The following is a 22133-nucleotide window of genomic DNA, read 5'->3' as shown; positions in this document are numbered from 1 at the left end:
TAATGTCAATTGCCGGCGTAGATGAGGTAGGGCGTGGTGCCTTGTTTGGTCCTGTAGTGGCTGCAGCGGTGATCTTAAAACCTGATGCAGAGCTATGGCTACAACAGCAAGGTGTGGCGGATAGTAAGGCTATTTCTTCAAAAAAGCGTGAGAGGCTGATACCGATTATTCAATCAGCCTCTGTTGACGCAAAAATTGGCTGTATCTCTGTTCGACAGATTGACCAGATCAATATCTTACAGGCTTCATTACAGGCAATGCGTCAGGCTATTCTCCACTTGTCGCCTCAACCCACTCAATGTCTAGTGGACGGCAACCAGGCGATTCCTGAGCTGAGTATTGAGCAACAGACGGTGGTTAAGGGAGATCAGTCTGTAGTTGCGATCGCAGCTGCTAGCATCCTGGCCAAAGTCTGGCGCGATACGCTGATTATTCGCCTATCGCGTCGCTATCCAGGATACGACTTAGCCTCTAATAAGGGATATGGCAGTCCTAAGCATCTCGCTGGATTAAAAAACCTGGGACCGACACGATATCACCGCCGTTCATTCAAAAGCTGTCAACAGCTTTCTATATTGGGATAACTGGATACTAGACCTGGCCTTTAAAGCCCTCAGACTATTGTTACAACTAGCTGATGTGATTAAACGCTTTCCTAGCGCGACTGTGACGCTGACAATACACCAGCCGTCCAGCCACGATATTCGTGAATCAGACGACGCTGCAAACGTTGTTTAATAGTGCTCAAAATACTGCTAGCGATCGCATTACCTGTCGACTCCAACAGCGATTTTGGAGTAAGACGAAACGCCGCAGGCAAGTCAATATGAATATCCAGCTCAGCATTGCCCGAAACACCAGAATTATCAGGACGTGCAGCCAACCAACCCTGTAGTTTGAAAGCAAATCGTCGATTCAGCACAGCTTGATGTCGTAATCTGCAAGAATCTGAATAAATGATTATTTCATCACAATCATTTGGATAGATCTTTACGTCAGCGACTGGCTCAAGGGTCAGCATTAAGAACCTAATAGAACGCATACTAAATTGAAACGTATGACGTCCTAAGACCTTAATTTGACTAGGGTCTGCAAGAGCGTACACCAAACGTTCAGTGTCACTCAAATACTGATGAATCGGCACAGGCGCAGGGGATATGGCAATTTCTACAGACTGTGACGCATGCAAATGGACCATTCAGACAATCTCACCCCAGCACCATATACAAAATGCCCGTGGCATAAGCAGCATTTAGATATCCTTATAAATATCTTCGCAACCACGTATCCAAACAAAAAATAGTTGGCTCGAAAGCCATTAAGCTAACTCTAACACCTTTATTTCAGTGGTCACTCACGACCTTCTGTATATTTTTTAGATGACTTCTATTGCTCACTTAGGGCCTCCAGGAAGCTACTCTGAACTGGCCGCTAACAACTATGCCCATTGGCTCAAGACCCACAACAATACAGTATCCACCCTTAAGCCATATGACACGATTGCTAAAGCTATTCAAGCTGCTGCCACCGGTGAAACTGATGTTGCCGTAGTCCCCATTGAAAACTCAATTGGAGGCAGTGTACGTGACACTCTTGACATGTTGTGGGAATTAGACAACCTAAAAATTCAGAATAATTTAGTGATACCTATTCACCACGCCCTTCTTTCCGAAGCCCCTAGCCTGAATAAAATTCAAACCGTATACTCCCATCCTCAAGCTCTAACCCAATGCCAGAAATGGTTAGCGACAAACCTACCAGATGCCACTCAGGTCGCAACCAGCTCCACAACAGAAGCTTTACCTAAATTATCCCAAGACAAAGCAGCAGCAGCGATCTCACCCTTGTGGGCTGCACAGCTATACAACATCCCAACACTAGCCGATCCAATCAATGACAACCCTGACAATTCGACACGTTTTTGGGTTCTGAGCCAACAGCTATCCAATCGCGGTAGCCATACATCTTTAGCATTCAGATTGCCAGATAACGCGCCCGGAGCACTGCTCAAGCCATTACAACTATTTGCAACTCAAGGCATTAACATGAGTCGAATAGAATCGCGCCCTACAAAGCTAGCACTAGGGGACTACAGGTTTTTCATTGATATTGAAGCCAGTCTGGATGACTCTAATACTCAGGCAACTCTACATCTATTAAGGAATTGCACTAAAAGCCTAAAAATTTTTGGCAGCTACGAACAAATTCAAGTCAACACTCTTTAGCTTAGGAGCAAACTTGACAATTATGAGGGGCTATCTTCAGGCAATACATCTTTCAAAGCCGTACGAGCAGCCAGATGATTACGGGTAGAAGTCAAAATGTCAGCCTCGCGTTCTAAACGCTTGGCTGTATCCTGCATCTCTAAAAGCTGTTGCTGCTCTCTTGCTACGCCATGCAAAGTACTGGCTATCCAATAAGACAAATCTAGAGGCAATTCCGGAACGCTCTCAGGAAATTCAATTTCTTGGCTTGTGAGTTTCGAAGAAAGGTGAACAACATCCCTCAATAACTGATCTACCTCAGAGGCCAAGGGTGAAAGATCTTTATCTGCAGTTTCATCCTCAACCCACTCGACCAAGCCGACACGATAGGGCTTTTCACGAACATAGTCCAAAACGCGGAACCGCTGCTGTCCCATGGTCAAAATCTTCATTCGATCATCTGGCAGACGCTGAAAGTGAACAATTTCAGCACAGCAGCCAATTTTTGAAATCTCACCGCTATCAGGGTCAATCATAAGCACACCAAAACGACGATCCGACTGCAAAATCGTATTCATCATGATGCGATAACGAAACTCAAATATGTGGAGTGGTAAGTGCCTACCAGGAAAGAGAACTAACTCAGGTAATGGGAACAAGGGCAGTTCTCGAACAGCGACTGATGAAGCAGAATTCATTATGACGGGTAGGGGATACTTATAAGCAAATATTCGAAAGGATAGAAACCGTAAACAATCCTACGAATGCGCAAAGATATTCTAACCTATCTGGCAGATTCAAACATCCGCCATTCGAAGCCGCCGACTAAAAACACCTGAGAACTGTCGGGTTCAGTTACTCAGGTTAACGATAGATAGACGAGTACCGAGCTAGGTGAATCAAAAGCAGACATCTAGCTCACCGAATTACAACTTAACCTCGATATCCACACCAGCAGGTAGATCCAGCTTCATTAAGGCATCAATGGTTTTGGATGTAGGCTGATAAATATCAATAATGCGGCGATGAGTACGTGTTTCGAAGTGCTCTCGAGAGTCTTTGTTCACGTGAGGAGAACGAAGTACACAGTAGATTTTTCGCTTAGTAGGTAGGGGAATCGGCCCAATTGCAGTAGCGTTGGTTCGATTAGCCGTGTCTACAATTTTTTCGCAAGAAGTGTCTAGGAGACGACGATCAAATGCTTTCAAGCGAATACGTATCTTTTGCTGCTGAATAGTAGCCATTACGACTTAAAACATCCTTCAATTATCAAGGTTCAACGGTCAGAAAACCGGGTATGCGAAGAAGGTTACTACCACCTTCTTCGCACCAATCTGAAACGAAATTACTCAGTAAGAATTACTTAGTAATCTTAGATACTACGCCAGCACCCACGGTGCGACCACCCTCACGGATAGCAAAGCGCATACCCTCTTCTACTGCAACAGGGTTAATTAGTTCCACATTCATTTTAATGCGGTCACCAGGCATAACCATTTCAGCAGCACTGCCATCGTCTGCAGTAAAGCTAGCAATGGAACCAGTTACATCAGTAGTCCGCACATAGAACTGAGGCTTATAGCCAGGGAAGAAAGGTGTATGACGGCCACCTTCTTCCTTATTCAGTACATATACCTCTGCCTCAAACTGAGTGTGAGGCGTGATACTACCGGGCTTGGCTAGCACCATGCCGCGCAAGATATCTTCCTTTTGAATACCACGCAAGAGCACACCGACATTATCACCAGCCATACCCTCATCCAGAGTCTTCTGGAACATCTCCACACCAGTAACAGTGCTCTGAGATGTATCGCGAATACCAACGATTTCGATAGTTTCGCCAACTTTGACTTTACCGCGCTCAATACGACCGGTAGCCACTGTACCCCGACCAGTAATGGAGAAGACGTCCTCAACGGCCATCAAGAAAGGCTTATCAACATCACGCTCAGGAGTAGGGATGTATTGGTCAACTTCATCCATCAAAGCATGGATCTTATCAACCCACTCATCCTCACCACGACCAATATCACCCTTAGCCTGCAGTGCTTCAACAGCCTTAAGAGCAGAGCCTGCAACAATGGGAATGTCATCGCCAGGAAACTCGTAAGAACTCAAGAGTTCACGAACCTCAAGCTCAACCAGCTCAAGCAGCTCTTCATCATCGACTTGATCTTGCTTGTTCAAAAAGACAACGATGTTAGGTACACCTACCTGCTTGGCAAGCAGAATGTGCTCACGAGTCTGGGGCATAGGACCATCAGCAGCAGAACAAACCAGAATTGCTCCGTCCATTTGAGCAGCACCGGTAATCATGTTCTTAACGTAGTCTGCGTGTCCAGGGCAGTCAACGTGAGCATAGTGGCGATTATCAGTCTCGTATTCTACGTGAGCTGTATTGATAGTGATACCCCGAGCCTTTTCCTCAGGAGCAGCATCAATATCCTCATAGTTACGAGCCTTAGCACCACCAGCCGCTGCTAATGTCATGGTGATAGCAGCTGTCAGAGTGGTTTTACCGTGGTCAACGTGGCCAATTGTGCCAATGTTAACGTGGGGCTTACTTCTTTCAAACTTTTCGCGTGCCATGTATTTACTGTGTCCCTAAACTAATTTATGCGTTCCCTTTGTTTCTAGCGATAACCGCATCAGCCACGTTGCGCGGAACTTCCGCGTAGTGACTAAACTCCATAGAGAATATGCCTCGACCCTGAGTCTTTGAGCGGATATCAGTGGCATAGCCAAACATTTCAGCCAAAGGTACGTTTGCACTTACCCTGGCCTGCCCACTCTCGGACCCCATACCCTCAATCTGGCCTCGACGAGAGTTAAGGTCTCCCATGATGTCACCAAGAAACTCCTCAGGAGCTTCAACTTCGATTTTCATCATAGGTTCCAGTAGTACTGGAGAAGCCTTTGTGACTGCATCCTGAATAGCCATTGATCCAGCGATCTTAAAGGCCATTTCAGATGAGTCTACATCGTGGTAAGAACCATCAACCAGTTTGACTTTAAGGTCGATCATGGGATACCCAGCTAGAATACCAGATTCGCACTTTTCTTTCATGCCAGCTTCTGCAGGACCAACATATTCTTTAGGCACTGTACCGCCAACAATCTTAGATTCGAACTCAAATCCGGAGCCTTCATCCCCTGGCTCAACTTTAATCACTACGTGACCGAACTGTCCTTTACCACCGCTTTGGCGCACAAACTTACCTTCACCGGTAACTGCCTTGCGAATAGTTTCGCGATAGGCCACCTGAGGTGCGCCGATGTTTGCCTCTACCTTAAATTCTCGCTTCATACGATCCACGAGAATATCCAGGTGAAGCTCCCCCATGCCTGCAATCACCGTCTGATTAGTTTCAGGGTCGGTAAACACCCTGAATGTAGGATCTTCCTCGGACAGTGATTGTAAAGCTTTGGCCAGCTTTTCCATATCCTGCTTGGTTTTGGGTTCCACAGCAACGGATATAACAGGTTCTGGCACGAATAGAGACTCTAGCACAATCGGGCTATCTGTGGTGCAGATTGTGTCGCCCGTCGTTGTATCTTTGAGCCCTAACACGGCACCCAAATCACCAGACCGAAGCTCATCAACCTCTATACGCTCATCCGCTTTGAGGACAATTAATCGAGAAATTCGCTCTTTTTTGTCCTTAGTAGCGTTATAAACGTAGCTGCCCTTTGTCAAAACACCCGAATACATTCGGATGAATGTCAGTCGCCCGTAGGGATCTGACATAATCTTGAATGCTAAAGCAGCAAGTGGACCATCGTCTTCAGGAGGCCGCTCGCCCATATCTCCATTAGGCAATGTGCCCTGAATAGGTGGTATATCCAATGGAGAGGGCAAATAATCAACTACGGCATCTAACAAAAGCTGAACACCTTTGTTCTTAAATGCTGAACCACAGAGCATTGGCACTAAGTCACCACTAGTTACCCCTGCACGCACTGCGTTCATAATTTCCTGACTACTGAGTTCCTCGCCCTCAAGGTATCTCTCCATCAGAGCATCGTCAGCTTCAACAATGGACTCAAGCAACAGCGTTCTATATTCCTCTGCCTGTTCCCGAAGTTCATCAGGAATGTCAGTTTCTTCAATGTCTGTCCCTAGGTCATTGGCATAAATGTGGGCCCGCATCCTCACCAGGTCCACTACACCCCGAAATTGGTCTTCGGCACCGATTGGGATCTGGATAGGAACCGCATTAGCCTTAAGACGCTCACGAACCTGCTGATAGACCGAAAAGAAGCTTGCTCCCGTGCGATCCATCTTATTGACAAAAGCGATACGTGGAACGTTGTATCGATCTGCCTGTCGCCAAACAGTTTCTGACTGAGGCTGCACACCACCAACTGAATCAAAAACAACGATCACACCATCTAGCACACGCATTGAACGCTCTACTTCAATGGTGAAATCTACGTGACCAGGCGTATCAATAATGTTGATCTGATGATCACGCCAGCTAGTACTAATGGCAGCCGCAGTAATCGTGATACCACGTTCCTGCTCTTGCTCCATCCAGTCTGTGACGGCATTACCATCATGCACTTCTCCAATCTTATGGACAACGCCAGAGTAAAAGAGAATACGTTCAGTTGTTGTGGTTTTACCGGCATCAACGTGAGCGGCAATCCCGATATTTCTAACTTTTTCTATTGGAGAGGTGCGTGCCATGGCTATAACCTTCAAACAACGTATCTGAAAGTTGCATTTTTACAATGACAACTGACGAGGGGGAACTTCACCCAACCATCAGTAGCGGTAATGAGCAAAGGCTTTGTTAGCCTCTGCCATCCGATGAGTTTCTTCACGCTTACGGACAGCGCCACCGGTTTCATTGGCAGCATCCATAAGTTCGTTAGCCAGTTTAATAGCCATGCTCTTACCTGCTCTCTGGCGAGCAAACTGGGAAATCCAGCGAAGAGAGAGCGCAGTACCTCGATCGGCACGCACCTCCATAGGAACCTGGTAGGTAGCACCACCTACACGACGGGCCTTCACTTCAACCAAGGGTGTGGTGTTGCGAACTGCTTGCTCAAAAACCTCTAAAGGCTCATTCCCAGTGCGCTCTTCAATGAGCTTAAAGGCTCCATAGACAATGCGGAGTGCTAAGGACTTTTTACCGCTGACCATGATGCGCCGAACCATCATGCTAACCAATCGGCTGCTATATACAGAATCAGGCGGAACAACGCGCTTTTGAGCGCTCGAACGACGAGACATAGTAATCCTTTGTTAGACGTATGAGTTGAGTGCTAAGAGCTGACTAACGTCAACACAATCTAGCTAGAGAGTCTGTGGCGGATACACTAGCAAACGCACTGCAACTACACGGAATACAAGGGTCACACCTACCCATCTCCCGTAGTGCGCTGCCGCAGACCCGTTACTCCTTAGGGCGCTTAGCGCCATACTTGGAACGACCTTGACGACGATCCTTTACCCCAGCGGTATCAAGGGTGCCGCGAATAATGTGGTAGCGGACACCGGGAAGATCTTTAACACGACCGCCGCGAATCATCACAACGGAGTGTTCCTGTAGGTTATGACCAATGCCTGGAATGTAGGCAGTCACTTCAAAACCAGACGTTAGTCGAACCCTGGCCACTTTCCTTAGTGCTGAATTAGGCTTCTTAGGTGTGGTGGTATATACCCGAGTACAGACTCCACGACGCTGAGGGCAACTCTTCAGCGCTGGGGATTTTGTCTTCTTTTGAGCGTTACTGCGCTCACTCCGAATGAGCTGTTGAATGGTTGGCATACTGAGAAAGGCAAATGCCTATTGCTTCGAAGTTTTCACAAGACCCCATCGTATCGATTTTAGGGTTTTATTGTCAATATTTTCTTGGTCTCTAGTGACTAGCGAACAGAAACTTTAGTAGTCGCATTTCTACAAAGATTGTATTGGATATGGAGGAAAAGTTTGGCTTATCAGACTTTGAAACCAAATATCCCAGATAGATAAGACCTACCTGGGATACTCAGTATTACATGACGGCTCCTGAAGATTGCCGCCGCCGCTGCTGACCTAAACAGTAGAGCCTACTTGCTGTCTGTGCGGGCGTAGTCATCCTGAAAACGGATGATGTCGTCCTCGCCTAAGTATTCGCCATTTTGTACTTCGATCAGTATCAGAGGAATAACACCTGAGTTCTCTAGCCGGTGGGCTGTACAAGCAGGTACGTAGGTGGACTGATTGGTGCAAAGTAGGATTTCTTGATCACCGCAGATCACTTTGGCAGTGCCAGACACCACGATCCAATGCTCACTACGATGATGATGCATCTGCAGGCTTAGACGATGGCCAGGCTTAACTTCAATCCGCTTGATTTTATAGCCTTTACCTTCTTCAAGGACAGTAAACGACCCCCAAGGGCGAGTATCGCTTATGGGAGAATTATTTTTAACAGTGGTCAAGCCCTCTTTGGTTTCTTGAGCGGAAGACTTAGGGCGATCTTGAGTTTGGACCATAGTAATAGTTCCTGTTTTGGAAAAGTACAGATACAGATAGTGGCTACGATTTGTTGTGGCGAGCCTTTGTAGGCATTGCCAAGGCTAAAACGTGCTTAACCCTCAGTAGCTGAGCAGTAGGCGTTATAACTGCGCTGATTGGGATCAGCGTGGAATTTGAATAACGGTTTAGTGACCGCAAAAAAAGGAAATCGTAATCTACAGGGAAGTTTAATAAATCGCTTTTTACAGATATGGTGCACTACAAAAAATAATGCCTCTATTTGCTATGAGCGATCGCAATAATTCTTCTTTTGACCCAGGTCTCATCATAACAGCGGAAATTAGATGGGCGGCGCAAGCAAGGCGGCCAATGTAATTAATTAAACGCAGTCTTCAACTTAGGGGAAATACCTTCAAGCTTGCTTCAATCACTGGTGATTTTACGGACTATTGGTGGTGGAAGACTGAGTAAATACTCCCAAAGCATTATTGATGCGAGCAGCCGTGCGGGGATGCCGGTTGATTAACCGACCACTCAGATAAAGACTGGATGAGCTACCGCCATCTAGGTTCAGCGCATCAGTGCAGCCAAGTCTTTGTAAAATTCGGGCAGCTTCTAATAGGGTGGGGCCACGCCCGCCAACTCGCCCTTGAATGGTCACCAGTTTGATTTGGCCATTGGGGGTGGTACCAATCGCACTTCTGGAGGCCCGCCCTTCTATAAAATTGCGGCTAAAGGCTTCTCGTTGAGCGTCTAGCACAAGTTGTCCATTGGCTACCAATAGAGGCCCCGCCCCCAGGACATGGGGAAATTGATCAAAACTAGAAGGCTGGGATTGCTGATTCAGGGTAACGGTGATGCCCGGTGGGAAAGCTGATGCAGCAGAGTTAAAGGAGCGCAGAACCAATAGGTAGCTACCTTGAGGAATACTGACAGTGTCTTGCCCTGCAGTTCCCAGGGTACGCCGCTGTACTACTTGATTATTCTGAATAGTAACAACAACTTCATTGTCGATTAGGCTTGTATATTGAGAACCCCAGTTTTCGGTATATCGGGCAATGCCAGCTTTGACATAGCCACTGTTTAGCGTGTCAACAGTGTAGGTTTGATTACTTGCAGTTACCGTAGCCGCCAGGGTCAAACGGTCCATGAGCACTTTGCCCTGATTATCCCAACCAATGGCCCCACGCCCCAGAATTGGTCCGGAAATCCACCGATTGTTGTAGCGTAACGCTCCTAGAGGTAGCTGATTGTTGCGATTAAAAAAACCGCCATTGATTAGAGCCGCTGTCTGCCACTGAGACGCTAAATCCGCTGGGGGCTTAATACCTGGCGCTTGATTGGGAAACGCCCACAGAGGCAGCAGGGAAAAGTTAGATTGATTGGCATCCAGACTCAAGGTGTACACAGGAAAACGTTGGCTGTTTAGTGCAACGTAACGCTGTTGAAACTGCACACCATCGGCCCAGAGAATCTCTCTTGGTTCTAGGGCGTCAGGGCGAATATCGATCACCAAACGAGCGGGTTCGGCCAGGCTCCAAACGCGGGCTTGCAGGTAATCAGCAACTGTCAATGTTAGAGTGGTCCGCGCACCACTAGAGCTAACGGTGACGCTTTTTAGGCTGTTATCTGACGCTGGTTTAAAGTTTGCGATCGCCCCCTCATCCATCGCCGCATCAACTGTCACCGTAATACTATTAGCGGCCGGACTTACCTGCCAAGCAGTGGCCCGACTGAGATCTAATACCAGACGATTCCCCCATGTTTGCCGACCCTGACGGACGGCCATGATCTGGCTAGCGGGCAGCGTTATATCTAGAACCGATCCTTGGGACTTAACCTGCCAGCCATGTTGACGCACCAGCGGAGCAATATCGACATAACGAGTATTTTCGTAATGCCAGGCGGGCAATGTCAGCAATCCTTGATTGGTGGAGTTAAACCATACGACCGGCTGTTGGGCAGGCGTACCAGTGCTGCCCAAATTAACGCCTAACTGAGTTGCGAGCGCGCCGTCAGAAATCCCAATCAAATCACGTCGCTTTTGCCATTCACCATTCACTAGGCGTCCATTTACACGCAGTTGCCGACCAATGGCAGTAGGTTCTGCAGCTTTCACCAACGCCAATCGACCAATGGAAGCGGTAATAACCTGAGTCAGAGCTGGCTGTGAATCAATCTGAGCCCCTCCCAGGACAAAACCACAAACACATAGCAGCAGGACAAAATACTTTAGTGACGATTTAAGGTGAAATGACCGAGGCTCTCGTACTGACATGGGCGACGTATTAAACGAGATGAAGCGAATTAGCCCCAAGGAATGGTCGCCAGATAGTTACGTCTAGACCCCATTGCTGCTGAAGCTACCCTCAGAGTACTACCTGTAACGCGATCATTATGGACAGTATAGCCACTATAAAATCACTCACATACAACACCAGTTCAACAACGCTGGAACGGCTGAACCATAAGCTATAAAACCTGAATAGTGAGTCTCAGGCATACTGGCGAGCGCACCACAAGCAGCACAAATATCGCTAATCCTGCCTAAACCTGATCTGTTGGAAACACTTAAAAAATCTTGACGAATCCAAGTGGAGCGCTTGATAATATCAATCCTCAAGAATTTTGAGAAATTTTTCCAACGCAGTTTGTTAGGTTCAGTGAAGAATCGCTAAATTTGATTTACTTTTAAAATGCGAAGATAGTGTGATCACTGTCATAGCAAACAGGCCATTGCAAGTGCCTACAAGCGATGGCTTACATTTGGGAGATATCCCATATAGGACTGCTGGGAGTATGAATTTATACATATCAGTCCTGTTCAGCGGTGTTGACTGATGTGAGTAAGTCCTTTACTCAGGCAGATTTCTTCATAGTCTGCCATTTCTGAGATAACCATCGCGATCGTCCCCAAGAGCGCATCCAGGGGATTAATTTGCAATCGCTATCAGTATCGGCTGCTGGCAATGTCATCCAGCAGCAGGCGCTCAATCGTTTTTTATTTTCTTCTTGCGACTGGCTCATGGGTAATAAGCGTGTAAACAATGTGCAATCGAATCAGCAACTCCAAGGCTTTGAGTCATTGGGGCCTAAATCACTGGTGGAAGAACGAGACGCCTGTGGTGTAGGGTTTATTGCTGATCAGCAAGGACGTGCTAGTCACCGCTTAGTTACCGATGCCCTGCATGCCCTTAGCTGTATGGAACACCGGGGGGGCTGCTGCGCTGACCAGGATTCTGGCGATGGCGCAGGTATCATGACCGCAATTCCCTGGAAAATTTTGCAGCGCTGGGCGGGTAGTCAATCGCTAAAACCAGACAATGTCGGCGTCGGTATGACATTTTTACCTCGCCATAGTGAAGCTGCAAAAGTTGCGAAGCAAAAATTTGCCGAAGTCACTGAGGCAGCGGGCGTCACTCTACTTGGTTGGCGTCCTGTCCCCGTAGCATCCGATACCCTGGGCACCCTGGCACGAGAATTTGAGCCACGAATTGAACAAGTCCTGGTTGAATCAACAGCTACAGGCGATGAACTAGAGCGTCAGTTATTTTTGTTACGCCGCGCCTGGCTAAGAGCTTTAGAAGCCTTTCAAAGCAGTGATGAGCTAGCAGTAGCTCTCAAAGAAGCTTATATGTGCTCATTCTCTAGCCGTACCTTGGTCTATAAGGGCATGGTACGTAGTGATGTCCTCGGTCAGTTTTATCTCGATCTGCAAGACAGTGATTACGAAAGTGCTTTTGCGGTATACCACCGTCGCTTTAGCACTAACACTATGCCCAAGTGGCCCCTGGCCCACCCCATGCGTCTTTTAGGACACAACGGGGAAATCAACACGCTGATCGGCAACATCAACTGGATGATGGCTCGCGAGGCTGATTTAGCGAGCCCTGTCTGGGGAGAGAGCATAGAGCAGATAAAGCCCATTGTGAACGCTGACAATAGCGATTCTGCCAACTTAGACAATGTGATGGAGCTGTTGGTGCGCTCAGGACGTACACCGGCTCAGGCCTTGATGATGATGGTACCCGAGGCGTATCTTAATCAGCCTGATCTGCTGAACTATCCGGAAATCACCGACTTTTACGAGTACTACAGCGGTGTACAAGAGCCCTGGGATGGTCCAGCGCTGGTGGTGTTTAGCGACGGGAAACAGGTGGGAGCAACACTGGATCGCAACGGACTACGCCCGGCCCGCTATGCCATTACCCGTAGCGGTTATCTCGTCGTATCGTCTGAAGCAGGCGTGGTTGAGTTACCCACCGAAGAGGTGATGGAAAAGGGACGGTTGGGTCCTGGTCAAATGATTGCCATTGACTTTGAGACCCATGAAATTCTTAAGAACTGGGATATTAAACAGCGGGTTGCCCAGGCGCAACCCTATGGGGAGTGGGTAAAGAATCATCGCCAAGAGATTTCTCCTCAGCTCTTTCGTGGGCAGCCCCAGCTGGCAGGAAAGTCTCTACTCACTCAGCAAACCGCCTTTGGCTATACCGCTGAGGACCTGGATATGATTATTCAGGACATGGCCTCCCAAGGAAAAGAGCCCACATACTGTATGGGCAATGACGCACCCTTGGCTGTGCTTTCAGAAAAGCCTCATCTGCTCTACAACTACTTTAAGCAGAGGTTTGCCCAGGTCACCAATCCCCCGATTGACCCACTGCGTGAACGACTCGTGATGTCACTACAGATGCAGCTGGGTCAACGTCATAATCTGTTGGCTGAGCAACCCAGTCAGCTGATAAAGCTAGAATCACCCGTTATTAATGACAATGAGCTAGAACTCATTCGCCAGGGCAGCCTACCAACTGCCAGCATTTCCACTCTGTACTCAGCTGAAGCGGGTCCTGCAGGCTTGAGCCAGGCCCTCGAAGTTCTTTGTCAACAGGCAGATGCAGCCGTAAAGGCAGGAGCTGAGGTGCTGATTCTTAGCGATCGCATCGACTCCGGCGGCGAACCCGCCACCCTTTCTGCTACCCAGACCTACATCCCACCGCTGTTAGCGGTGGGGGCCGTTCACCATCACCTGATTGGCAATGGTCTACGGATGCAAGCATCACTATTAGTCGATACAGCCCAATGCTGGAGCACCCATCACTTTGCCTGTCTTATCGGCTATGGTGCCAGCGCAGTTTGTCCCCATCTGGCACTGGAAAGTGTGCGCCACTGGTGGGCCAACAGCAAAACCCAAAAGCTAATGGAAACTGGCAAACTACCAGTCACCACGCTCAATGGAGCCCAGGCCAACTATCGCAAGGCTGTTGAAGCTGGCCTGCTGAAGATTCTCTCAAAAATGGGAATTTCTTTGCTGTCTAGCTATCAGGGAGCCCAAATTTTTGAAGCCATTGGGATTGGGCCAGAGTTGTTGGCGGCGGGATTTAAGGGCAGTATTTCTCGCTTGGGCGGTTTGAGCGTCGCAGACCTGGCTCAAGAAACCATGCGCTTCCATAGCAAAGCCTTTCCCGAGCTTACTACCAAGCGTCTGGAGCATATGGGGTTTGTACAGGCACGACCCAAGGGAGAATATCACAGCAACAGCCCCCAGCTGACTAAACTGCTACATAAGGCTGTGAAGTCAAATCAGTATGACCACTACGCTTTGTACCAGGAACAGCTTAAGGGCAGCCCGACAGCAGCTCTGCGTGACTTGTTGGACTTGAAGAGCAACCGTGAACCGATCTCTGTGGATGAGGTAGAACCGGTTGAGGCGATTATGCGCCGCTTCTGTACCGGTGGTATGTCCCTGGGCGCACTGTCTCGGGAAGCCCATGAGACACTTGCGATCGCAATGAACCGCATTGGCGGCAAATCGAACTCTGGTGAAGGTGGCGAGGATTCCGTCCGGTTTAAGCCCATCAACGATGTGGATGATAATGGTCTTTCGGCGACACTACCACACTTGAAAGGCTTACAACCTGGCGACACTGCCTGCTCTGCCATCAAACAGGTAGCCTCAGGGCGCTTTGGCGTCACACCTGAGTACCTGATGAGCGCCAGGCAAATTGAAATCAAAATGGCCCAGGGTGCGAAACCGGGTGAAGGCGGTCAGCTCCCCGGTCGTAAAGTTAGTGACTATATTGCCTCACTACGGCGTTCCAAGCCTGGTGTAACTTTGATTTCACCGCCTCCCCACCACGATATTTATTCAATTGAAGATCTGGCTCAGCTAATTTTTGATCTGCACCAGATCAATCCAGCAGCAGGAGTTTCTGTAAAGCTGGTGTCTGAAATTGGCATTGGCACAATTGCAGCGGGTGTGGCCAAGGCCAATGCGGACATTATCCAGATATCTGGTCACGATGGGGGAACCGGTGCGTCTCCCCTCAGCTCCATCAAACACGCGGGGGTTCCCTGGGAACTCGGTCTGACTGAGGTTCACCGGGTATTGATTGCCAATCAGCTACGAGATCGCGTTTTACTGCGAGTAGACGGCGGTCTCAAAACTGGTTGGGATGTGATTATGGGGGCCCTGATGGGAGCCGAAGAATATGGCTTTGGCACCATCGCCATGATTGCCGAAGGCTGCATTATGGCCCGCGTTTGCCATACAAATAGCTGTCCAGTGGGGGTCACTACCCAGCGTGAGGAACTGCGGAAGCGCTTTACTGGCATTCCTGAACACGTGGTCAATTTCTTCTACTTTGTGGCCGAAGAGGTGCGATCGCTACTAGCCCATTTGGGTTATCGCTCGTTACAAGAGGTGATTGGTCGCGCCGATCTGCTGACAACTCGAGTAGAGACTAATCTGACTAAGACTCAAGGATTAAACTTAGATATTCTGACTCAGCTGCCCGATACTCGTAGCGATCGCAGTTGGCTAGACCACGGTGATATCAACAGCAATGGACCAGTTCTGGACGATACCATGCTAGCGGATCAAGCAATTCAGCAAGCCATTGCCAACCAGACTGCACTCAGTAAGACCTTTGATGTCATCAACACTGACCGTTCCGTAGGCACTCGGGTGTCCGGTGCCATCGCCAAACAGTATGGCAATACTGGCTTTGCTGGAAAATTGAACCTCACATTCAAAGGCAGTGTCGGTCAGAGCTTTGGGGCCTTTAATTTACCGGGCATGACCCTACGTTTAATCGGCGAAGCCAACGACTACGTGGGCAAAGGCATGCATGGGGGTGAGCTGATCATCAAACCATTTGAGGGGGTTCAGTACGACCCATCTGAGAACGTTATTGTCGGCAATACCTGTCTCTATGGCGCTACAGGCGGTACCCTGTATGCCTTTGGTAAAGCCGGTGAACGCTTTGCCGTACGTAACTCAAAGGCTCAGGCAGTCATTGAAGGAGCAGGGGACCACTGCTGTGAGTATATGACCGGGGGCGTGGTCGTTTGTCTTGGCGGAGTCGGTCGTAATGTTGGTGCAGGAATGACCGGGGGTTTGGGCTACTTCCTAGACGAACAGGGTGATTTCCCCACCCGAGTCAATCCTGAAATTGTTAAGGTGCAGCGGGTAATCACAGCAGCAGGAGCGCAGCAACTTAAGGAAATAATTAGCCACCATGCAGAGCGGACAGGTAGCACCAAAGCCACTCGCATTTTGGCAAATTGGGAGGGCTATCTGCCTAAGTTCTGGCAAGTAGTGCCTCCCTCTGAAGCTGATCGTCCTGAGACCCTGGCTAATACCGAAACGATTGTTACTACGGTTGGTTAATCGGCCAGTAGTTTCGCAGCGGGGTAGCCATAAAGTGCTACCCCTATCGGGTTTAGAAGCGCGATTTTGGAGGGGTAGCACTTATGCTTCAGAGCGCTCTTAAGGAATGGGCTGTGGCGGTAGATGCCCTTGTACAAGGGCAAACAATTCTGCTGCTACGGAAGGGCGGTATTCGGGAAGTGGGTCACCATTTTCAAGTCCCCCATCATCAAGTCTGGCTGTACCCAACCTATGAACACCAAAAAGCTCATCTATTAAAACCACAGTGGGCTCAACAGGTCACGGCTGTTGAATCTGGTTGGCATCCTGAAAGCATCGCCTTGCAAGCCTGGGCCGATATTACCCAGGTATGGACCATCAGAAATGAGCAATCAGTACAGTCACTCCTGCCATTTCATATTTGGAATGAGCGATTTGTCACAGAACGGTTTCGGTGGAAACCCAGTCAACCCTTACATTTGCTGTTGCTACGCGTACATCGATTGGTCACCCCAATCACGATTGACTGGCAGTCTGATTACAGCGGCTGTCGTTCTTGGTTAACCTTCGAAAATCCCTTGGCTCCGATGCCATCCACCCCCGCACTCGATCAACAGGCATGGGCTGACATCAGCCAAACGATACACCACCAAATTTCATCCATTGAGCCGATAGTTCCGTGGCAAGACCCTAAAATTCTTTGAAGAATTTTATTACGGATAATCTCAATTCAGACATATTTGCCTACGTTTCGAAATCCTATTTTATATAGGTAACGCTAACTATAAAGGAAAACCGACGATCCCCAGGAAGTCCAGCTAATCAGCCATACAAAGTACAAGCTGCTCGCTGATTGAGGCAGTAATTTTGTACACCATCTATGAGCATTAGTTTGTCATGGCCGTGCTAAAAGTTGGCATCAATGGGTTTGGTCGTATTGGCCGTTTAATATTGCGGGCTGCTATCAACAATTCAAATGTTGAATTTGTTGGTATTAACGATTTGGTATCCCCTGAAAATCTTGCTTATCTACTCAAGTATGATTCCACCCATGGTCAGTTTTCTGGCCATGTTGAAGCCCGAGACAATGGAATTGTTGTAAGTGGGAAATTTATTCCCTGTTTTTCCATAGCGAATCCAGCCGAGTTACCCTGGGGTAACCTCGGGGTTGATTATGTCGTTGAGGCAACTGGGCGGTTTACAACCTATGACCAGGCTGCCAATCACCTTAAGGCTGGGGCGAAGCGAGTGGTGATTTCAGCACCTACTAAAACTCCAGAACAAGTGCCAACGCTGCTAGTTGGTGTAAACCATAAGACCTTTAATCCACAGACCGATCAAATTGTTTCTAATGCTAGCTGTACCACCAACTGTCTAGCTCCTGTTGCCAAAGTTATTCATGAACACTTTGGATTTGCAGAAGGGTTAATGACCACAGTCCATGCATCAACCGCAACTCAGGCCACCGTTGATAGCCCCAACAAAAAGAGTCTGCGTAGTGGTCGCGGTGCTGCTCAAAATATTATTCCAGCATCCACAGGAGCCGCTAAAGCCGTGACTTTGGTGCTGCCAGAATTGACAGGTAAGCTCACAGGCATGGCGTTACGGGTACCGACCCCAGATGTATCGGTCGTTGATTTAACCGTTCGCACCGAAAAAGCAACGAATTATCGTGAAATTTGTGATGCCATGAAAGCGGCGTCAAATAATGGCTTACGTGGAGTCTTAGGGTATACAGAAGATCCGGTTGTTTCGACTGACTTTGTTGGTGACCCTCGCTCCAGTATCTTTGATGCAGGAGCGGGTATTGAACTCAATCCTAACTTTTTCAAGCTAATCACCTGGTATGACAATGAGTGGGGCTACTCCAACCGTGTGGTGGATTTAATGCTGCACATGGCCCTGACTGAAGGACTGCTACAGGGCGTTACTAGTGATGCGCTGGAAGCAGTTTATGCCTAAGCCAGGGGCCAAGGTTGATTTCTAAATCTTTGAATTGAGAGCTAAGTAAAAAGCGACCCAAATTTGGGTCGCTTTCTTTGGGTAAATTTGTTGTGACAAATTTGTTGTGGCTGCCGCCAGCGCTACCCCCCTATGGACTGATACCAGTAGTAGGTAGCCATAGGAATCACCGTCGCCAAAATCAACAATATGACAACAATCCAAGTGGAACTGGCCCGATTTTCTTCGGTTTCTTCCGCCGTCGCAAATGTGCCTTCCACATTAATCACTTCTTCAATGACTGGAGGACCGGGGTCGGGTTCACCAGCTAATACGGCTGCTAAGCGCACAGTCGCATCGTCAAATGACCGATTGTAGCTATTACTCTTGAGCAGTGGCGCTTTCATCGTCTCTTGAGTAATACTTTCAGCAATCTCTGTAGACAGTAGTGCTGAGGTTTCTTCACCAACCTTGATACCAATATTGTTGGTGACATCATCTAGAACAATTATCGTCTGATTGGCTCCAGCTTCTGGAGTGGGAAACCAGCGAGAGAACAGCTGCTCAGCCAAACTTTGAGCGGTCTCGCCGTAGTCTAGACGATGAATAGTTACATAGCGAACTTCTTGTTCGGTTGCGGCTGCCAGTTGTTTGAGGTCTTTATTGAGGTTGCTCTCGTTCAGGCGAGTGATTTGATTGGCGTTATCTAACACCCAGTTGTCCATGCTAGGGCTGATGGGCAGATCGTATACCCCGGTGGCATTAGCAGGTGCAACAGCTATGAGGTTAATAACTAATGCGATCGCAACTACAGCTATCCAGCGGCAGCGATGAAATATCGAACTCAAGAGCATGATGTTTCAAAAAGCAGCAGTTGAGCAGCTATATAGCTACCCTAATAACTACTATAGATGACCACTTGCCTCTGAGAAAGCCGATCAGACTAAGCAGGATAGCTATCAACTGGAACCCAGACAGTCACAATACATCCATCTGCGATCGCATTATCTAAAATCTCTAATTGCCGTTGTTCTGCAGCCGTCAAATCAGACTTGGCTCGATACCGTGCAACCGCCTGTCCTACACCGGGCGCTAACTCACCATGCATCAGTGCAGTACGCACCAAAGCTTCTAAATCTCTGCCAATAAGTTGAGTCGCGTTAAACATAATAGACAAGCAGGCGTCGATATTTATACCTTCGTCATGGCTTATCCAACTTCCGGATCGCGGGTGACCAATCGCCCCGGATCGCTTAGAGGGGCATTTAAAAAGTTGACCGAATCTTCTGCATTATCCGCCATCTATAGCTTTAAGGCCGTGGCTTGCTGATATGCCGCCAGCGCAATTGCAGCCGGATAAATGCGATGCTCTTGAATTTGAATCCGAGCTTGCAGACTTGCCTCATCATCCCCTGGCAGCACCGGTACAGCCGCCTGCAGGATGATCGGACCACTATCCACTGCTAGCTCCACATGATGTACGGTACAGCCTGCCAGTTTAACCCCCGCATCCAGAGCTTGCTGAACGGCATGGAGTCCAGGGAAACTGGGCAATAAGCTGGGATGAATATTGAGTAGACGTCCGGCAAACCCATCAATCAGATGGTGGGTGACCCGCCGCATCCAACCCGCCATAATTACCCAGCCCACACCATAGTCGGTCAAAGTTTTGATCATGGCCTGATCAAGCAACTCGCGTGACTCAAACTCACGGTGGTTAAGCAGTACGCTAGGAATGGACCACTTAGCGGCACGTTCAAGCACTTTAGCGCCAGGGTTATTGCAAATGACAACACTAACCTGGGCTTTGAGTTCCTGACGCTCGATAGCGGCCATAATGGCCTCAAAGTTACTGCCATTTCCAGACGCAAGCACCCCTAGTTTGAGGGTGGGGTAGGTCAGGGCTCGCCAATCAATGTTGGGAGATAGCAAGCAGTCCATAGAGCAATCAGTGGGAGCAGCACCCATAGTCTGAAACAAGAAACAAACTCTAGAATTCTACAGGGACACAGGCAGCGTTCATTTGCTTCGTGATGACGTCCGTATAATTACGGTTTTCACAGAAAACGATTGACTTAGCGATACATTGTTAACTGTTTGCTCATAAACCAGGGCATAGTTAGGGCATAACGTCACCCTATTGTCTAGCAACTATCCAATGAGTCTATCTGTTGCATCTAGTGTTGATATCCACGATCTGATTGACCTAATGGCTAGCTCATTGAATGCAGTTGCAGCTCCTGTCTATGTCAAAGGGCCAGATCAGCGATGGCTGTTTGCTAATACGGTCTGTTGCCAACTTCTAGACACCTCCCCAGAGAAACTTGAGGGCTGTCTGGACCATGAAGTGGCAGCTGTGATGGATGCAGACTTATTGCGATCGCAAGACACCCACTTTTTCACCACAGAGACAGCCAGTGATCAACCTATTGTCATTAAGACCCATCGCGGCCAACGTCACTTTTTAGGCGAGCGCTCTCTACTCCACACAAATAGTGGCCCGGTGTTAGTCAATACCCTTAAAGACATCAGTGAACTGGTACAAGTTCGGACTGTTAACAAACAGATCCAACAACAGCTAGAGGAATGTAACAGTGCCCTCGACCAGCTCACAGAGTTTGAAGCCACCCTCAAACGCATTACCGATCGGGTACGGGACAGTCTAGACGAAAAACAGATTCTACAGACAGCGGTTCAGGAAATTACCGAAGCCCTCAATGTCAGAGGCTCCAACACCTCTCTCTATGACCTGGAGCAAGGGACTTCCACTATCTACTACGAATACACCACCCTGCCATCGGACCGAGGTCGTGTCTCCCAAATGGAGTCCTTTCCAGAGGTGTATCATCAGCTGCTAGAAGGGCAGTACTTTCAATTTTGTTCCATTGCACCCAACCCAGTGCGGGGGCTAGTGTCGATGTTAGCTTGTTCGATTTTTGATGATCGGGGAGTTCTAGGGGATCTATGGCTAATTAATAATAAAGAGCACGGCTTTAGCGAATATGAAATTCGTCTGGTGCAACAGGTAGCTAACCAATGTGCCATTGCCATTCGCCAGGCCCGTCTCTATCAAGAATCACAGTCTCAGGTCCGCGAGCTAGAACAGGTCAATACCCTCAAAGACGATTTTTTAAGCACTGTTTCCCATGAATTACGCACCCCAGTCACTAGTATGCGTGTGGCATTGCAATTGCTGGGGGTGACCCTAACCCAAGAGCTGGGGCTGGAGCACGAGCTGGCCAAACCCGACGCTGAACAAGGTCGCATCGCCCGCTACTATCGTATTCTCAAAGAAGAATGTGAGCGCGAAATCAGCTTAATTAACGATTTGCTAGACCTGCAGCGTCTGGATGTCGGCAATCATGAGCTAGCGTTGCAAACGATTCAAATGCATGAATGGTTGCCTGCCCTGGTCAGTAGTTTTCAAGAACGGGCTACTAGCCGTCAGCAGCAGTTAAAAGTAGCCATCGCTGAGACCGTTGAGCACTTCCAGTCAGATCTGTCGAGTCTAGATAGAATTTGGGCAGAACTACTCAATAATGCCTGCAAATACACCCCTCCTGGCGGGGAAATCACGCTGTCTGTAGCCCAGGTCAATGACGATACCTTAAGATTTACCCTCGTCAATACGGGCGTAGAAATTCCCCAAGATGAACTTCCTCGGATTTTTGATAAGTTTTACCGCATACCCAGCGCCGACCCATGGAAGCAAGGCGGCACCGGTTTGGGTTTGGCCCTGGTGCAGAAGCTCGTGCATCACATCAACGGTGTGATTGCCGTAACCAGCGGAAATAATCAGACGTGTTTTACGATTGAGTTACCGCTATCCTTTACACCTTGATCAGGGATAGCACTTGCATGGATTTA

General features: G+C 48.4%; 18 protein-coding genes. 6 read left to right on the top strand and 12 right to left on the bottom strand.

Annotation, left to right across the window (positions count from 1 at the left end):
* Positions 1 to 2: 2 nt before the first annotated feature.
* Positions 3 to 584, top strand: a complete 582-nt coding sequence (locus N836_RS56555; protein WP_023073719.1) for a ribonuclease HII — start codon at positions 3 to 5, stop codon at positions 582 to 584.
* 71 nt (positions 585 to 655) lie between these two features.
* On the opposite strand, the gene N836_RS56550 is transcribed toward N836_RS56555, so the two are convergent.
* Positions 656 to 1198, bottom strand: coding sequence for a DUF1997 domain-containing protein (locus N836_RS56550; protein ID WP_023073718.1), 543 nt, complete (start codon positions 1196 to 1198; stop codon positions 656 to 658).
* Between the two features lie 181 nt (positions 1199 to 1379).
* On the opposite strand from N836_RS56550, the gene pheA reads away from it, so the two are divergent.
* Positions 1380 to 2225 carry a prephenate dehydratase gene (pheA, locus tag N836_RS56545; RefSeq protein WP_023073717.1) on the top strand — a complete coding sequence of 282 codons (846 nt, stop codon included), beginning with the start codon at positions 1380 to 1382 and terminating at the stop codon, positions 2223 to 2225.
* Between the two features lie 20 nt (positions 2226 to 2245).
* Here the strand turns inward: pheA and N836_RS56540 are convergent, their stop codons facing one another.
* From N836_RS56540 to N836_RS56505, 8 genes are all read right to left on the bottom strand, one after another.
* Positions 2246 to 2902: an LON peptidase substrate-binding domain-containing protein gene (locus N836_RS56540; protein WP_031293145.1), complete on the bottom strand. Its 657-nt coding sequence runs from the start codon at positions 2900 to 2902 to the stop codon at positions 2246 to 2248.
* Positions 2903 to 3130: 228 nt separating this feature from the next.
* Positions 3131 to 3448: a 30S ribosomal protein S10 gene (rpsJ, locus tag N836_RS56535; RefSeq protein WP_006515830.1), complete on the bottom strand. Its 318-nt coding sequence runs from the start codon at positions 3446 to 3448 to the stop codon at positions 3131 to 3133.
* A 115-nt stretch (positions 3449 to 3563) separates the two neighbouring features.
* Positions 3564 to 4793 carry an elongation factor Tu gene (gene tuf / locus N836_RS56530; RefSeq protein ID WP_023073715.1) on the bottom strand — a complete coding sequence of 410 codons (1230 nt, stop codon included), beginning with the start codon at positions 4791 to 4793 and terminating at the stop codon, positions 3564 to 3566.
* A 25-nt stretch (positions 4794 to 4818) separates the two neighbouring features.
* The gene (fusA, locus tag N836_RS56525; protein ID WP_023073714.1) at positions 4819 to 6894 is read right to left on the bottom strand and encodes an elongation factor G; all 2076 of its coding nucleotides are present in this window, start codon (positions 6892 to 6894) and stop codon (positions 4819 to 4821) included.
* Between the two features lie 78 nt (positions 6895 to 6972).
* Complete coding sequence (gene rpsG / locus N836_RS56520; RefSeq protein ID WP_031293143.1) at positions 6973 to 7443, bottom strand: 30S ribosomal protein S7; 471 nt, start codon at positions 7441 to 7443, stop codon at positions 6973 to 6975.
* 163 nt (positions 7444 to 7606) lie between these two features.
* Positions 7607 to 7981, bottom strand: coding sequence for a 30S ribosomal protein S12 (gene rpsL / locus N836_RS56515; protein ID WP_006515834.1), 375 nt, complete (start codon positions 7979 to 7981; stop codon positions 7607 to 7609).
* A gap of 281 nt (positions 7982 to 8262) precedes the next feature.
* On the bottom strand, positions 8263 to 8691 hold the full coding sequence (locus tag N836_RS56510; protein ID WP_023073712.1) for a phosphomannose isomerase type II C-terminal cupin domain: 429 nt from the start codon (positions 8689 to 8691) through the stop codon (positions 8263 to 8265).
* A 422-nt stretch (positions 8692 to 9113) separates the two neighbouring features.
* Positions 9114 to 10952, bottom strand: a complete 1839-nt coding sequence (locus tag N836_RS56505; protein ID WP_023073711.1) for a phosphodiester glycosidase family protein — start codon at positions 10950 to 10952, stop codon at positions 9114 to 9116.
* Between the two features lie 660 nt (positions 10953 to 11612).
* Here N836_RS56505 and gltB point away from each other — a divergent pair.
* From gltB to gap, 3 genes are all read left to right on the top strand, one after another.
* Entirely contained in the window at positions 11613 to 16346 is a 4734-nt protein-coding gene (gene gltB / locus N836_RS56500) for a glutamate synthase large subunit (RefSeq protein ID WP_023073710.1), read from the top strand.
* A gap of 83 nt (positions 16347 to 16429) precedes the next feature.
* Complete coding sequence (locus N836_RS56495) at positions 16430 to 17029, top strand: DUF1802 family protein (RefSeq protein ID WP_023073709.1); 600 nt, start codon at positions 16430 to 16432, stop codon at positions 17027 to 17029.
* A 193-nt stretch (positions 17030 to 17222) separates the two neighbouring features.
* Positions 17223 to 18287 carry a type I glyceraldehyde-3-phosphate dehydrogenase gene (gene gap, locus N836_RS56490; RefSeq protein WP_023073708.1) on the top strand — a complete coding sequence of 355 codons (1065 nt, stop codon included), beginning with the start codon at positions 17223 to 17225 and terminating at the stop codon, positions 18285 to 18287.
* A gap of 122 nt (positions 18288 to 18409) precedes the next feature.
* Here the strand turns inward: gap and psb32 are convergent, their stop codons facing one another.
* From psb32 to purN, 3 genes are all read right to left on the bottom strand, one after another.
* Positions 18410 to 19120, bottom strand: a complete 711-nt coding sequence (gene psb32, locus N836_RS56485; protein ID WP_023073707.1) for a photosystem II repair protein Psb32 — start codon at positions 19118 to 19120, stop codon at positions 18410 to 18412.
* A gap of 89 nt (positions 19121 to 19209) precedes the next feature.
* Complete coding sequence (locus tag N836_RS56480) at positions 19210 to 19434, bottom strand: hypothetical protein (protein ID WP_023073706.1); 225 nt, start codon at positions 19432 to 19434, stop codon at positions 19210 to 19212.
* A 134-nt stretch (positions 19435 to 19568) separates the two neighbouring features.
* Complete coding sequence (gene purN, locus N836_RS56475; protein WP_023073704.1) at positions 19569 to 20234, bottom strand: phosphoribosylglycinamide formyltransferase; 666 nt, start codon at positions 20232 to 20234, stop codon at positions 19569 to 19571.
* A 190-nt stretch (positions 20235 to 20424) separates the two neighbouring features.
* On the opposite strand from purN, the gene N836_RS56470 reads away from it, so the two are divergent.
* Positions 20425 to 22107: a GAF domain-containing sensor histidine kinase gene (locus N836_RS56470; RefSeq protein ID WP_023073703.1), complete on the top strand. Its 1683-nt coding sequence runs from the start codon at positions 20425 to 20427 to the stop codon at positions 22105 to 22107.
* The last annotated feature ends 26 nt before the right edge of the window (positions 22108 to 22133 follow it).

This window comes from Leptolyngbya sp. Heron Island J (assembly GCF_000482245.1).
Lineage (GTDB): Bacteria > Cyanobacteriota > Cyanobacteriia > Phormidesmidales > Phormidesmidaceae > Leptothoe.
Note: the sequence above shows the minus strand (reverse complement) of the source record. Positions and strands in the feature narration are given on the sequence as shown.

Coding starts and splice junctions, on each gene's coding strand:
- N836_RS56555 (WP_023073719.1), top strand. CDS start 3: ATGTCAATTGCCGGCGTAGATGAGGTAGGGCGTGGTGCCTTGTTTGGT.
- N836_RS56550 (WP_023073718.1), bottom strand. CDS start 1,198: ATGGTCCATTTGCATGCGTCACAGTCTGTAGAAATTGCCATATCCCCT.
- pheA (WP_023073717.1), top strand. CDS start 1,380: ATGACTTCTATTGCTCACTTAGGGCCTCCAGGAAGCTACTCTGAACTG.
- N836_RS56540 (WP_031293145.1), bottom strand. CDS start 2,902: ATGAATTCTGCTTCATCAGTCGCTGTTCGAGAACTGCCCTTGTTCCCA.
- rpsJ (WP_006515830.1), bottom strand. CDS start 3,448: ATGGCTACTATTCAGCAGCAAAAGATACGTATTCGCTTGAAAGCATTT.
- tuf (WP_023073715.1), bottom strand. CDS start 4,793: ATGGCACGCGAAAAGTTTGAAAGAAGTAAGCCCCACGTTAACATTGGC.
- fusA (WP_023073714.1), bottom strand. CDS start 6,894: ATGGCACGCACCTCTCCAATAGAAAAAGTTAGAAATATCGGGATTGCC.
- rpsG (WP_031293143.1), bottom strand. CDS start 7,443: ATGTCTCGTCGTTCGAGCGCTCAAAAGCGCGTTGTTCCGCCTGATTCT.
- rpsL (WP_006515834.1), bottom strand. CDS start 7,981: ATGCCAACCATTCAACAGCTCATTCGGAGTGAGCGCAGTAACGCTCAA.
- N836_RS56510 (WP_023073712.1), bottom strand. CDS start 8,691: ATGGTCCAAACTCAAGATCGCCCTAAGTCTTCCGCTCAAGAAACCAAA.
- N836_RS56505 (WP_023073711.1), bottom strand. CDS start 10,952: ATGTCAGTACGAGAGCCTCGGTCATTTCACCTTAAATCGTCACTAAAG.
- N836_RS56495 (WP_023073709.1), top strand. CDS start 16,430: ATGCTTCAGAGCGCTCTTAAGGAATGGGCTGTGGCGGTAGATGCCCTT.
- gap (WP_023073708.1), top strand. CDS start 17,223: ATGGCCGTGCTAAAAGTTGGCATCAATGGGTTTGGTCGTATTGGCCGT.
- psb32 (WP_023073707.1), bottom strand. CDS start 19,120: ATGCTCTTGAGTTCGATATTTCATCGCTGCCGCTGGATAGCTGTAGTT.
- N836_RS56480 (WP_023073706.1), bottom strand. CDS start 19,434: ATGTTTAACGCGACTCAACTTATTGGCAGAGATTTAGAAGCTTTGGTG.
- purN (WP_023073704.1), bottom strand. CDS start 20,234: ATGGGTGCTGCTCCCACTGATTGCTCTATGGACTGCTTGCTATCTCCC.
- N836_RS56470 (WP_023073703.1), top strand. CDS start 20,425: ATGAGTCTATCTGTTGCATCTAGTGTTGATATCCACGATCTGATTGAC.